8 protein-coding genes are annotated in these 14,066 nt (G+C 59.3%); 7 read left to right on the forward strand and 1 reads right to left on the reverse strand.

Annotated elements, in window-relative coordinates:
- Window positions 1-23 precede the first annotated feature (23 nt).
- The 6 genes from aceK (at window position 24) to V6936_RS14525 (ending at window position 8,428) form a co-directional block, all read left to right on the forward strand.
- The gene (gene aceK / locus V6936_RS14500; protein WP_230406346.1) at window positions 24-1,835 is read left to right on the forward strand and encodes a bifunctional isocitrate dehydrogenase kinase/phosphatase; all 1,812 of its coding nucleotides are present in this window, start codon (window positions 24-26) and stop codon (window positions 1,833-1,835) included.
- On the forward strand, window positions 1,828-3,009 hold the full coding sequence (locus tag V6936_RS14505) for an acetyl-CoA C-acyltransferase (protein WP_003800551.1): 1,182 nt from the start codon (window positions 1,828-1,830) through the stop codon (window positions 3,007-3,009). The genes aceK and V6936_RS14505 overlap by 8 nt, the downstream gene beginning before the upstream one ends.
- A gap of 72 nt (window positions 3,010-3,081) precedes the next feature.
- Window positions 3,082-4,689 (forward strand): carboxyl transferase domain-containing protein, encoded by a 1,608-nt coding sequence (locus V6936_RS14510; protein WP_003800553.1) that lies wholly within the window; start codon window positions 3,082-3,084, stop codon window positions 4,687-4,689.
- A 14-nt stretch (window positions 4,690-4,703) separates the two neighbouring features.
- On the forward strand, window positions 4,704-6,716 hold the full coding sequence (locus V6936_RS14515; protein ID WP_336580029.1) for an acetyl/propionyl/methylcrotonyl-CoA carboxylase subunit alpha: 2,013 nt from the start codon (window positions 4,704-4,706) through the stop codon (window positions 6,714-6,716).
- Window positions 6,717-6,827: 111 nt separating this feature from the next.
- The gene (gene gluQRS, locus V6936_RS14520) at window positions 6,828-7,736 is read left to right on the forward strand and encodes a tRNA glutamyl-Q(34) synthetase GluQRS (RefSeq protein WP_003800558.1); all 909 of its coding nucleotides are present in this window, start codon (window positions 6,828-6,830) and stop codon (window positions 7,734-7,736) included.
- 233 nt (window positions 7,737-7,969) lie between these two features.
- Window positions 7,970-8,428 carry a DUF494 family protein gene (locus V6936_RS14525; protein WP_003800559.1) on the forward strand — a complete coding sequence of 153 codons (459 nt, stop codon included), beginning with the start codon at window positions 7,970-7,972 and terminating at the stop codon, window positions 8,426-8,428.
- 254 nt (window positions 8,429-8,682) lie between these two features.
- On the opposite strand, the gene V6936_RS14530 is transcribed toward V6936_RS14525, so the two are convergent.
- Entirely contained in the window at window positions 8,683-11,220 is a 2,538-nt protein-coding gene (locus tag V6936_RS14530; protein WP_059318386.1) for a GDYXXLXY domain-containing protein, read from the reverse strand.
- Window positions 11,221-11,333: 113 nt separating this feature from the next.
- Between V6936_RS14530 and V6936_RS14535 the strand changes: the two genes are divergently transcribed.
- Complete coding sequence (locus V6936_RS14535) at window positions 11,334-13,928, forward strand: DNA topoisomerase III (RefSeq protein ID WP_003800563.1); 2,595 nt, start codon at window positions 11,334-11,336, stop codon at window positions 13,926-13,928.
- The last annotated feature ends 138 nt before the right edge of the window (window positions 13,929-14,066 follow it).

The following is a 14,066-nucleotide window of genomic DNA, read 5'->3' on the forward strand; positions in this document are numbered from 1 at the left end:
TCACTCCGGTTCAAAAACCGGCGATGACCGCGACCCAGGTCGCTCAGGCCATGCTGGATGGTTTCAATCGCCACTATGCGCTGTTTCGCTATAGCGCCCAGCGCGCCAAGTCCTTGTACGAATCGGGGGACTGGCATGGCATCCAGCAACTGTCCCGTGAGCGTATCGAGTATTACGCCACGCGAGTGCGCGAGTGCGCGGCCATGCTCAGCCAGAATCTGCGTCTGCATCAACCGACACCGTCGGCACCGGCCCACCTGGACGAGGCCCAGCAGCAATTGTGGCTACAGGCCAAGGCAGAGTTTGTACGCCTGCTCTCGGGTCACCGACAGCCGGAATGCGCCGAGACGTTCTTTAACTCCGTCTCCTGCCGCGTCTTGCATCGGCACTACTTTCGCAACGAATTCATTTTCGTGCGCCCAGCCGTTGCCACGGATTATCTGGACGGCGCGCTGCCTTCGTATCGGGTCTATTACCCCACCGAAGAAGGTCTGGAAGCCAGTCTAACCAGTATGCTGGCCGACTTCGGTCTGGCCGCCCCCTTTGCCGACCTGCCACGCGATGTGCGCACGCTGGCTCGCATGGCGGTGCGTCAGCTGTGTCGCCGTCTGCCACGGGGCTATGGTTCGCGCATTGGCTCAGACTGCCAGATTCAGGTGCTGAACTCCCTGTTCTTTCGCAACAAGGGGGCCTATGTGGTGGGCCGCCTGATCAATCAAGGCGAAGTGCTGCCTTTTTCGCTGGCCATTTTGCATCGCCCCTCCGGACATTTGTACATCGACGCCTTGCTGCACACCACTGACGACCTGTCCACGCTGTTCAGCTTTACGCGCGCCTACTTCCTGGTCGATATGGAAGCCCCGTCGGCCTATGTGGACTTCCTGTCCAGCCTGCTGCCACGCAAGCCCAAGGCCGAGCTTTATACCGCCATCGGTCTGCAAAAGCAGGGCAAGACGCTGTTCTACCGCGACTTTCTGCACCACCTGTCGCACTCGCACGATCACTTTGATCTGGCTCCCGGTATTGCCGGTATGGTGATGACCGTCTTTACGCTGCCGTCTTACCCTTATGTCTTCAAGCTGATTCGCGACCGCATTCAAAAGCAGGGCATGGATCATGCCACGGTGCGCAGCAAATACCAGCTGGTCAAAAAGCATGATCGTGTCGGGCGCATGGCTGACACCTGGGATTACGCGCAGGTTGCCTTGCCCAAGGCCCGCTTTTCACAAGCCTTGCTGGAAGAGTTGCGGCGCGAAGTGCCCAGCCTGCTGGAAGAGTCCGAAGACACCATCTTGCTGCGCCACGTCTATATCGAACGGCGCATGACTCCCCTGAACCTGTACCTGAACAAGGCCAGCGATCCTGCCCTGAACGCCGCTGTCGACCAGTACGGCAAGGCAATCCGCGAGCTGGCGGCCGCCGACATTTTCCCCGGCGACATGTTGTTCAAGAACTTTGGGGTGACCCGTCTGGGCCGCGTCGTCTTTTATGACTACGACGAAATCCAGCATATGCGCGAGATGAATTTCCGCGCCATTCCGCCCGCACCGAACGAAGAAGCCGAAATGGCGAGCGAACCTTGGTATCCGATTGGCCCAAACGATGTATTTCCCGAAGAATTCGGCTACTTTCTATTGACCGACCCACGCATTCGCAAAGCCTTCATGGCCCACCATGCAGAATTGCTGGAGCCTGAATGGTGGTCTCAATGTCGCTTGCGGGTAACGCAAGGTCGGATCGAAAATATTTTTCCGTATAACAAAGATCGGCAGCTGCACGAGTTTGCCAAGCGCGCACCGGTCTCCTCTTTGCAACCAGGAGTCTTTCATGACTAATTCCGTTGTCATCGTCTCGATCGCCCGCACCCCGATGGGCGGCATGATGGGTAGTCTGTCCGATCTGGCCGCTCACGAACTGGGCGCGGTCGCCATCAAGGCGGCCGTGGAGCGCTCGGGCATCCAGGCCGACCAGATCGACGAAGTGATCATGGGTAACGTGCTGCAAGCTGGTCAGGGCCAGGCCCCTGCGCGCCAGGCGGCCCTGGGGGCCGGTCTGCCCCAGGGCGTGGCTTGCACCACCATCCACAAGGTTTGCGGTTCCGGCCTGAAAGCGGCCATGTTTGCCCACGACCTGCTCAAGGCTGGCAGCGTGGACGTCGTCGTGGCTGGGGGCCAGGAAAGCATGAGCAATGCCCCTTATCTGCTGCTCAAGGGCCGCCAGGGCTACCGCTACGGCCATTCCACCGTGTATGACCATATGGCCATGGATGGACTGGAAGACGCGTACAGCCGTGGTACCGCCATGGGTGTGTTTGCGGAAGACTGCGCCAGCAAGTACGAGTTCAGCCGCGAAGAGCAGGATGCCTATGCACTGGAATCGCTGCGCCGCGCTCGTCAGGCCAGCGAAGACGGCAGTTTTGACTGGGAAATCGCTCCGGTAACGATTGCGGGCCGCAAAGGCGATGTAGTCATTGCCAAGGACGAGGCCCCCACCAAAGCCATGCCCGAAAAGATCCCCACGCTGCGTCCCGCCTTCAAAAAAGATGGCACGATTACCGCGGCCAACGCCTCGTCCATTTCGGACGGTGCCGCCGCCATGGTGATCACCACCGAAGAGAAAGCCAAGGAACTGGGCGCCACGCCACTGGCGCGTATTGTGGCTCACACCCAGCACGCTCAGGAGCCCGCCTGGTTCACGACTGCACCCGTAGCCGCCATCCAGAAGCTGCTGGATAAAACCGGCTGGAGCGTGGCTGATGTAGATCTGTTCGAGATCAACGAAGCCTTTGCCGTGGTCACCATGGCCGCCATGAAAGAGCTGAACATCCCGCACGACAAGGTCAATATCCACGGTGGCGCCACGGCCCTGGGTCACCCCATCGGGGCATCGGGTGCGCGCCTGCTGGCCACCCTGATTGGCGCCCTGCGTAAAACAGGCGGCAAGCGCGGCATTGCCTCGCTGTGCATTGGCGGCGGCGAAGCCGTCGCGCTGGCCGTCGAGCTGGTCTAAAGCAAGCTCATCAGCCGGGCTGCGGCCCGGCTGATTTTATGGGCTTTTCTCTGTTCTCTTTCCAGGCACGCCATGTCAGTTATTGAATCCCGCATCAATCCGCGTTCCCAAGACTTTCAGGACAACGCCTCGATCATGCAGGCCCTGATCCTTGATCTGCGCCAAAAGCTACAGAAAACCGCCTTGGGTGGGTCCGAATCCGCCCGGCAACGCCATGTGGGACGCGGCAAGCTGCTGCCGCGCGAACGCGTCGAACGTCTGCTTGATCCCGGTACGCCTTTTCTGGAGCTCTCGCCTCTGGCTGCCCAGGATGTCTATAACAACGAGTCTCCTGGCGCGGGCATCATCACGGGCATTGGCCGCATTGCCGGCATTGAATGCGTGGTGGTCTGCAACGACGCTACGGTCAAGGGCGGGACCTACTATCCGCTGACTGTGAAGAAGCATTTGCGTGCCCAGGAAATTGCCCAACAGAACAATCTGCCTTGCGTATATCTGGTGGACTCGGGCGGGGCCAACCTGCCCAATCAGGAAGACGTATTCCCGGATCGGGACCACTTTGGCCGCATCTTCTACAACCAGGCCAATATGTCGGCCCAGGGCATTGCGCAGATTGCTGTCGTGATGGGTTCATGTACCGCTGGCGGTGCCTACGTGCCGGCCATGAGCGATGAGTCCATCATCGTGCGCGACCAGGGCACCATCTTCCTGGGTGGGCCGCCACTGGTCAAAGCCGCAACCGGTGAAGAAGTCAGCGCCGAAGACCTGGGTGGTGGCGATGTGCACACCCGTCTGTCCGGCGTGGCCGACCATCTGGCCGAGAACGATCTGCATGCGCTGGAACTGGCACGCCGCTGTGTCGGCCGCCTGAACCGCGAGAAAAAACTACCCTGGCCGCTGAAAGAAGTGCGCGAACCGCGCTACGACCCGCAAGAGCTGAACGGCATCATCCCCGCCGATACCCGCAAGCCCTACGATGTGCGCGAAGTGATCGCCCGCATCGTGGATGACTCGGACTTTGATGAATTCAAAGCCCGCTTTGGCACCACGCTGGTGACCGGCTTTGCCCATATCCACGGCATGCCCGTGGGCATCATCGCCAACAACGGCATTCTGTTCTCGGAAGCGGCCCAGAAAGGCGCCCACTTCATTGAACTGTGCTGCCAGCGCAAGACACCTTTGGTGTTCCTGCAGAACATTACCGGCTTCATGGTGGGCCGCAAGTACGAAAACGAAGGGATTGCCCGCCACGGCGCCAAACTGGTCACCGCCGTATCCACGGCTGCCGTACCCAAGTTCACCGTGATTCTGGGCGGCTCTTTCGGTGCCGGTAACTACGGCATGTGTGGCCGTGCCTTCAGCCCGCGCCTGCTGTTTCTCTGGCCCAATGCCCGTATCTCTGTCATGGGTGGTGAGCAGGCTGCCAGCGTACTGGCTACCGTGCGCCGTGATGGACTGGAAGCTCGTGGCCAGACCTGGAGCGCCGAGGAAGAAGAGGCGTTCAAGGCCCCGATCCGCGCCCAGTACGAACATGAAGGCCATCCCTACTACGCCACGGCGCGTCTATGGGATGACGGCATCATCCAACCCTCGGATACCCGGCGCGTTCTGGCCCTGGGCCTGTCCGCCGCCTTGAACGCCCCTATTGAAGACACCCGCTTTGGCGTGTTCCGCATGTAAGACAAGGAGACACTGTGTTTCAGACCCTGCTGATAGCCAATCGCGGTGAAATTGCCTGCCGGGTGGCCGCCACTGCCCGCCGCCTGGGGATGCGTACCGTTGCGGTTTACTCCGACGCGGACGCCGACGCCCAGCACGTCCGTGCTTGTGATCAAGCTGTGCGCATCGGTGGCCCCGAGCCACGCGACAGTTATTTGAAGATCGACGCCATTCTGGAAGCCGCCCGCGCCACTGGCGCGAATGCCATCCACCCTGGCTATGGTTTTCTGTCCGAGAACGAGCATTTTGCTCGCGCTTGTGAACAAGCCGGCATTATTTTTGTAGGGCCGCCCGCCCAGGCGATTTCCGCCATGGGCAGCAAATCCGCCGCCAAATCCTTGATGGAAAAAGCCGGTGTGCCTTTGGTGCCCGGTTACCACGGCGACAACCAGGACCCCGACTTCCTGCACCAGCAAGCCGACAATATCGGCTACCCCGTGCTGATCAAGGCCAGTGCCGGTGGTGGCGGCAAAGGCATGCGTATTGTGGAAGAATCCGGCGCATTCCTGGAGGCCTTGCGCTCTTGCCAGCGCGAAGCCGCCAGCAGCTTTAGCGATGACCGCGTGCTGATTGAACGCTACATCACCAAGCCACGCCACATCGAAATCCAGGTCTTTGGTGACCAGCACGGCGAGTACGTGTATCTATTCGAGCGCGATTGCTCGGTGCAGCGCCGTCACCAGAAAGTGATTGAAGAAGCCCCCGCTCCCGGCATGACGCCCGAACGTCGTCAGGCCATGGGGGAGGCCGCCATTGCGGCAGCCCGCGCCGTGAACTACGTCGGTGCTGGCACCGTGGAGTTCATTGCCGAGCAGGACGGACGTTTTTACTTCATGGAAATGAACACCCGCCTGCAGGTGGAACACCCCGTCACCGAACTGATTACGGGCCACGATCTGGTGGAATGGCAATTGCGCGTGGCCGATGGCCAGCCTTTGCCGGCCAAACAAGACGCGCTGAGCATCCATGGACATGCCATCGAAGTGCGGATTTACGCCGAAAACCCCGATAAGGATTTCCTGCCTTCCATCGGTACGCTGCGCAGCCTGCGATACCCTGCCCATGCCTCCTTCACCTGCGGTGAGGTCCGTATCGACAGTGGCGTGCGTGAGGGTAGCGTCATCAGCCCGTTCTACGACCCCATGATTGCCAAGGTCATCACCCATGGTGCGGACCGCGAGCAAGCACGTCGTCGCCTGATTCGCACGCTGGCTGACACTCAGGTGGCGGGTGTACACACCAACAAGACCTTCCTGCAACGTCTGCTGGGCGATGAAGCCTTTGCCCAGGCCGATCTGGACACCGGCCTGATTCCACGCCGTCACGATGCGCTGTTCCCCCGCGATCAGGATGTGCCGGCTTCGGTGCTGGCTTTCGCCGCCTGCGCGGTGCTGACGCACCAGGGCATGGGCGCACCGTCCACCAACCCGGACCCCTGGGGCGTCCATGACGGCTGGCGCCTGAGCGGCGATTACGACCAGAAGGTCCATGTGCAACGGGGCGAGCAAGCGCATGAAATCCTGCTGCAGCGTCGTGAAAGCCAGTGGCAGATCACGCTGGGCCACGAACAGCATGCCTTGCGCTGGCAGGCTGCCCAAGCCGCCGATCTGGCTGATACCCTGACGCTGCGCTTGTGGCTGGGTCAGACCGAATATCGCGCCCAGGTGCTGCGCGATGGCGAGCATCTGCAAGTGGCCCAGGGGGGTTCGGACTGGACCTTGAGCGTGGTCGATACCCTGGCCAACGCCGGCACCAGCAGCCAGGAAGCGCACGGCGGACGCCTGACTGCCCCCATGCCGGGCAAAATCATTGCCCTGAATGTGGGCGCTGGCGACAGCGTCAAGCAAGGCGATGTGCTGCTGGTCATGGAAGCCATGAAAATGGAGCACTCCATTCAGGCACCCGCTGATGGCATCGTGGCCGAACTGTTCTTTGCCGTGGGCGATCAGGTCGCCGAAGGGGCGGAGCTGGTCACGATGGAGAACTGAAAACCATCCCCGTTAGGCCCGAGCAAGACGGATTGCCGGGCCGGAAAAATAGGCGTAAAGTCGCACTAACAAGAGCCCCCGTCCAGGGGCTCTTGCCGTTAAGAACGACTCATGACCGCCCAGCCCCTTACCCCTTACTGTGGTCGCTTTGCGCCTAGTCCCAGTGGTCCCTTGCACGAGGGTTCGCTGGTTGCCGCCATGGCCAGCTACCTGGATGCACGCGCCCAGAACGGGCGCTGGTTATTGCGCATTGAAGATATAGACACGCCACGCGTTGTGAAAGGGGCAGACCAGCTCATCATGCAGCAATTGCAAGGCCTGGGCATGCACTGGGACGGCGAGGTGGTTTGGCAAAGTCAGCGTCTGGCCCGTTATCAGGAGGTGTTCGACAGCCTGCGCGAGCAGAATCTGGTTTACGGCTGTGCCTGCACACGCCAGGAAATTCTGGCCGCTTCCCTCCCTGTCAGCCCGGAAGCCACGGACCATCCCTATGCAGGCACCTGCCGACATGGCATTGCCGCAGGCCGCAGCATCCGCGCCTGGCGGCTGCGCGTCCCCAAAGGGGTGGAGAGCTTCACCGATCGCTGGGCCGGGCCGCAGCAGCAAGATGTCGCCCAAGAAGTCGGGGACTACATTATTAAACGCGCCGACAAGCTCTGGGCCTATCAGTTTGTAGTGGTCATTGATGATGCAGACAGCCAGATCACCGATGTGGTACGAGGTGCAGATCTGTTAAGTTCCACGGCACGCCAGCGCGTTCTGCAAGGCATGCTGGGACTGCCTGTCCCGCGCACCTTGCATGTGCCGCTGGCCTGCGACAGCCAAGGCCGCAAGCTCTCCAAACAGAACCATGCCCCGGCCTTCGATCTGGAGCACCCCTTGGAGACACTGCAACGGGTTTGGGCCTTTCTGGGCTTTGCACCTGTTGCGGCTAGCACGCTGGACGCATTCTGGAGCCAGGCTACCCGTGCCTGGGCACAGCGTTTCCCGCTGCCGGACAAGCGTCAAGGTTTCAAATAAACGACAGTTTCTACCCTAACAATCGATTTATGTTTCAATCATGAAGACGCCCTGTCGCACAGGGCGTCTGCCAGAGCAAAACCCGGTAAAAAACGGCCTTGCTGCTCACGGCAGAACCCACCCAAGCCCTGAACACCCCATTTGCCCCCTACCGCAAATCAGCGTAAAGTTTGGTCACTGGTTACCGAAATCACGCAGTTTTTTTAATCACTTAGGACGGCAACCTTATATCCATGTTTGATATCCTGGTTTATCTATTCGAGACGTATTACAACCCCCAGTCCTGTCCCAAGGCGGAGGTTCTGGCCCACAAGCTGGCGGCTATTGGCTTTGAAGACGAGGACATCAACGACGCACTGGGCTGGCTACATGCACTGGGCGAGACCTCGCAACAGTGTCAGCCTACCGCTCAACTCAGCCCCAACAGTCAGCGTATTTTTTCCGAGCACGAACAACATGTGCTGGGCGCTGACGCCATGGGTTTCATCACCTTTTTGCAAAATTCCGGCGCCTTGACCGCCCACCTGCGCGAAATTCTGATTGAAAGCGCTATGGCGGTGGATGAAAGCCCGGTCTCTTTGGACAAAATAAAAATTGTCGCCCTGATGGTTTTGTGGAGCCACGAAGCCGAAATCGATCATCTGATCTTTGAAGAGCTGCTCAGCGACGACTCCACCCGTCAGTCCCATTAAGCGAATACACAGGAACTCGTTTTTATTTGTCGCAATGGCCGCTATCAAAAGAGGCCTTTCCTTCATCTCAAGAACGCAGGCCCGAATTCGATCCCAGATCGGATTCGGGCCTTTTTGATGGTTCTTGCTGTCTTCGAGGGCATCGGCTTGAGCGTCGCTATAAAAGCCCGATGCAAGGACTGATGGCACGTCGGATTGTCTTGATGAAAGGCAATCCGACTACCGCTTCATGCGTGCGACCGATAAGCCCAGACTTATTGAATAGCCTGCCTGTCCTTGTCCAGCATTGCACGCAACAGGCTCTGGCCATCTTCGACCACCGCAAATTCGCCATAGCGGGCTGCGTCAAAGCGATCTGCCGAACCTTCTGCAAAGAACCAGGCATCGGTACCCGGCGTCCAGTTATTGCGGTGACGCCGCATGCGCAAGCGCATCACCTCATCTGGCTCAGCCACCGGCCCAGCGTCATTCCACAGACGTTCCTGACCATCCAGATCCAGATACACGCCTTTGAGTTGAGCCACCTTGTGCTCATCGAGCTGTACCCCCACCAGAACCCACTGCTGGGCATCCATTTTGGCCTGTGCCGCTTTGGGCAAACTCCAGGAAAGGGCTGACAGGCTTTGTGACAGGGCGAAGTTCAGGGACATGTAATCACCCTGCATCAAGGAGCGCGGGTCCACGGGAGCCAGCTCCAGCAATACCGTCTGACCATCGCGCAAAATCCGTTCCTTTTGCACAATCGCCACGTTTGCCACGCCCAGCACCAGCACCGTCCCCAACAGCACGCTGGCCACCACGCCTTTGGGAGGAGCCTGAAGCACGGTACCCGCTCCGGCCGGCTTGCGACTTAACTGCCCCAGATAGGCAAACACCACGCAGCCCAAGCCCGTGGCCAGCAATAGCTCGGCCTTATCCAACAAGCTGATGTTCAGGATGTAATACAGGCGCCACAGACAAAACAGGCCCATCACAACGGCCACGGCCAGCAGACTCAGGTAGCGCCAGGCATACGCCACCAGAATCCAGCTCAGGGCCAGGGCAAGCGGCGGGTAGGGTGTCCAGACCGCACACAAAGCCGCCACGCCCAGCAAAGCGATGCCAAAGACCCGCGTTTGCTCACGCCAGGCGCGCCAATAGAATGCCAGGATGGCAACGGGCGCCATCGCCAGCAGGAAACCGGTCGCGGTCAGATAAGGCCGTGACTCGCCCCAAAAGGGCATGGAATAAAACAGTGCGCCGGCCGAGGCCAGATGAAGCTGGGACACCAGCAGCAAGGACCAGAACAGGGGCAGCCAGAAGTGGGGCTTGCGTTCACCACGCAACTGGAAGTGACCAAGCAACAGTGCGCCAAAGAACATCAAGGCAGCAGGCAGCTCCAATACCCAATAAGGCAGCGTCGTCCAGCGCTCAAACAGGCGCTCAACCACCAGGAACTCGATGGCCGCCAAGGCCCAGAGCACCAGCAGCATGCGCAATACAAACTGGCCCTTGGCCAACCTGTACAACACCGTGCTGATCACAAGCGCCAACAAGGCACTGATCTCGGGCGGCCAGGGATAGCGCGCCTCGACAATGGGTACGCTGAGCAAAAGCAGCGCACACGCCACCCAGCCGCCCACCAGATCCCGACTCTGTACCGTATGAGCCTTGGCAAAAAGCGCGGGCGAAGCCAGGGCCATGATGCCACCCAGAACACCCAGAGCCTCCAGACTCAGATCCAGAGAAATCGCCAGGTACAGCAGGACAAGCAGCGGCAAGAGCAAATAAAGAAACAGCTTGATCAGGCGCAGATACCAAGGGTGGTGCTCGTCCGTATCCTGAAGCGCGATGGAGTCAGCCTGAGCCGTGTCGTGAGCCGGCAAACCAGCATCTGCTTGAACGCCCAACGCTGCCTTAACCCGCGTCTCCGTCGTTCCCGCGACCGTGCTTGCAGCATGCGCAGCGTCCGCTGCCCAAACCGATCCTTGCGTGCGCCGCCAATGGATGACCTGTTGCTGCAAGAAACGCAGCAAGCCCAGACCCAGGCCCACAATCACCACCACGATCAACAAAAAGGCGTTCCCGGCATATTCGATAATCAACATGCTCAACGCACCATACGCGCCGAACGATGCCAGTGACATGATCAACAAGTCCGGGCGCCGGTAATGGTAAATAGCGTAGAGCGCCAGAAACAGGATCAGTCCCAGCAGGAAATCGCCCTCCAGAACCTGCATGCCCATGAAAAAACCCACGGCAATGCCAGCGACTCGCGGCAAGATACGCCACGGATCACGTCGGGCACGCCAGATCGTCTCGGCTGCCAGCAATAAAAGCGCGTTAACTGCCAGCGCCAGCAAGGTCTGTGTCGTGCTCCCCCGACCGAACCAGTCCAGGCGGGCGACATCAATCCATAAGTACAGGGCGGTATTGAGAAGCACCACGAACAGCACTGACAGAAAGACACTGCGCACGGCCAATACCCAAGGTATGATCAGCACAGTCCACAATGCGAAAAGCTGCCAGGGGTCTGCGCCAGTCTGATAAGTCTGGCCGATCAGCGCCAGCAAGCCGCCCGTAGCTACGGCGGCCAAGCCCGTCAGGGCAGCGGGCACGCCCAGATCATGACCCCAGCCACCGGCGCGTCGGCGAAACAGCCAGGCCAGCCCGGCAGAAACCAGCACCGCGCCTTGGGCCAAGGCAAATTTGGCACCATTTCCCCAGTCGTCCCAATGGGCCGCCACCCAGGTCACCAGTCCGCTGGCGAGCAGCAAAACAGCCAGGCCCCAGGCGAGTTTTGTGAGAAACACTCGCCAGTCCGTTGGCCATACGTTAGTCTTGTCAGGTCTCATAACTTGCATAGAGGGATAAGCACCTCGTATCATTTCGCGCATTGCAGCGCAGTTGCTGTCACTGGAATCATATGGATAAAACACTAATCATTGCCGAGAAACCTTCAGTCGCCGTAGATATCTCGCGGGCATTGGGCGGTTTCACTCGAGAAGGTGATTATTTTGAAAGCGATCGCTACGTGCTGGCCTCCAGCATTGGCCATCTGCTGAGCCTGGTGGCCCCTAATGATCCGGTCCGCGGCAAGTGGAGCTTCACGCATTTACCCGTCATCCCCCCTCAATTTGAGCTCAACCCTACCGACAAAAAATCGACTGAACGCCTGAAACTGCTGGTCAAGCTGATCAAGCGGAAAGATGTCACCGCGGTAATTAATGCCTGTGACGCGGGACGCGAGGGTGAGCTGATTTTTCGCTACATTATGCAGTACGCCGGAACGAAAAAACCGGTGCAACGGCTTTGGTTACGTTCGATGACTCAATCGGCGATCCGCGAGGCCTTTGAAAACCTGCGTGACGACGAGGACATGAAACCGCTGGAGGCGGCAGCCCGTTCGCGTGCCGAGGCCGACTGGCTGGTGGGCATCAATGGCACTCGTGCCATGACGGCCTTCAACAGCAAGGACGGCGGTTTCTTCAAAACCCCTGTGGGCCGTGTGCAAACTCCCACGCTGGCTATCGTCAACGAACGCGAGAACCGGATTCGTCAGTTCGTGTCACGCGATTACTGGGAAGTACACGCAGACTTTATCGCTGCTGCCGGTCTGTACACGGGCCGCTGGTTTGACCCCAAATTCGTCAAGGACGAGCACGACCCCGAGAAAAAAGACTCGCGTCTGTGGTCCCTGACCGCGGCTCAAACGATTGTGGCTGCCTGCCGCGAACAGCCTGGTGTGGTCACCGAGGAATCCAAGCCCAGCACGCAGATGTCGCCCGCGCTGTTTGATTTGACCTCGCTGCAACGGGAAGCCAACTCGCGCTTCGGTTTTTCTGCCAAGACCACCTTGTCCCTGGCACAGACCTTGTACGAACGCCACAAGGCACTGACGTACCCCCGTACCGATTCGCGCTATCTGCCCGAAGACTATATCAGTACGGTGCAAGAGACCATGCGTGCGCTGGCAGACAGCGGCACGCCTGCCAGCGCCTCAGTACAGCCCTTCGCCCAGGAAGTGGTCGAGCAAAAATGGGTGAAACCCAACCGTCGGATCTTTGACAACAAGAAGGTCTCGGATCACTTTGCCATCATCCCCACCTTGCAGGTGCCTCGGGAGCTGAGTGATGCCGAGCACAAGATTTATGAGCTGATCAGCCGTCGCTTCCTGGCCGTGTTCTTCCCGGCCGCGGAGTTCCGCGTCACCACGCGTATCACGCAGGTGTCCGGCCACCACTTCAAGACCGAAGGCAAAGTACTGGTCAAACCGGGCTGGCTGGCTATTTATGGTCGCGATGCCCAGGGTGAAGATGCGTCCCTGGTGCCCGTTGCCGATGGCGAGAAGGTGCGCACCGAAGACGTGAACACCAAGGCCCTGGCCACCAAGCCGCCCGCACGCTTTACGGAAGCGACCTTGTTGTCGGCCATGGAAAGCGCCGGCAAGCTGGTGGACGATGAAGCCCTGCGCGAAGCCATGTCCGAACGCGGACTGGGCACGCCTGCCACGCGTGCAGCCATTATCGAAGGTCTGCTGAACGAAGCCTATCTGCGTCGGGAAGGCCGCGAACTGGTGCCTAGCGCCAAGGCGCGCCAATTGATGACTTTGTTGTCCGGTCTGGGCGTTAGCGAACTGACTTCGCCTGAGCTGACCGGCGAGTGGGAGCACCAGCTCAAGCAGATCGAGCAGCGTCAGTTGGACCGCGATGTGTTCATGCGTGAAATCGCGCAAATGACGCAAGTGATTGTCAAACGCGCGAAAGAGTACGAACGCGACACGGTTCCTGGTGATTACGCAACCTTGCAAACGCCATGTCCGAAATGTGGCGGCGTGGTCAAAGAAAATTACCGTCGTTACGCCTGCACGGCTTGCGATTTTTCGATTGGCAAGCACCCCGGAGGCCGCACCTTTGAGCTGCCCGAAGTGGAAGAACTGCTGGCCAAGAAAGAGCTAGGGCCATTGCCCGGCTTCATCAGCAAGATGGGACGTCCCTTTGCGGCACTCTTGCGCATTACCGACGAGTACAAGCTGGAGTTCGACTTTGGCCAGAACGACGACGAAGACGACGAAACGCTGGATTTCAGCGGCCAGACCCCGGTCGGCCCTTGCCCCAAGTGCCAGTCCTCCGTCTTTGAACACGGTTTGCGCTACTTGTGCGAGAAGTCCGTTGGCCCATCCAAAAGCTGTGATTTCCGTAGTGGCAAGGTGATCTTGCAACAGGAGATCACCCGCGAACAGATGGCCAAATTGCTGGGCGAGGGTAAGACAGACCTGCTCGATGGTTTTGTGTCCTCGCGCACCAATCGCAAGTTCAAGGCCTTCCTGGTTCGTCAGGCCGACGGCAAGATCGGCTTTGAGTTCGAGCCGCGGCCCGAGAAACCGGCCCGCAAAACGGCGGCCAAGAAAACGGCGACCAAAGCAGCCGCGAAAAAGACCGCCGTCAAGAAAACAGCGGCCAAAAAGACCGCCGCTAAAAAGACAGCTGCAAAAAAGACAGCGGCCAACACGGCAGACTGATTGTTCAGCCCGCTTTATCCGCAGCAACCAGGCCTCCCACTCGGGAGGCCTTTTTCATGTCCCGTCTCATGATGCCTACCCACCGGATACACCCGTGTTTTGACGGTCAGCCGACTTATATTAAAATAAGAATCGTTT

The organism is Alcaligenes sp. CHO6 (genome assembly GCF_037120595.1).
Lineage (GTDB): Bacteria > Pseudomonadota > Gammaproteobacteria > Burkholderiales > Burkholderiaceae_B > Alcaligenes > Alcaligenes ammonioxydans.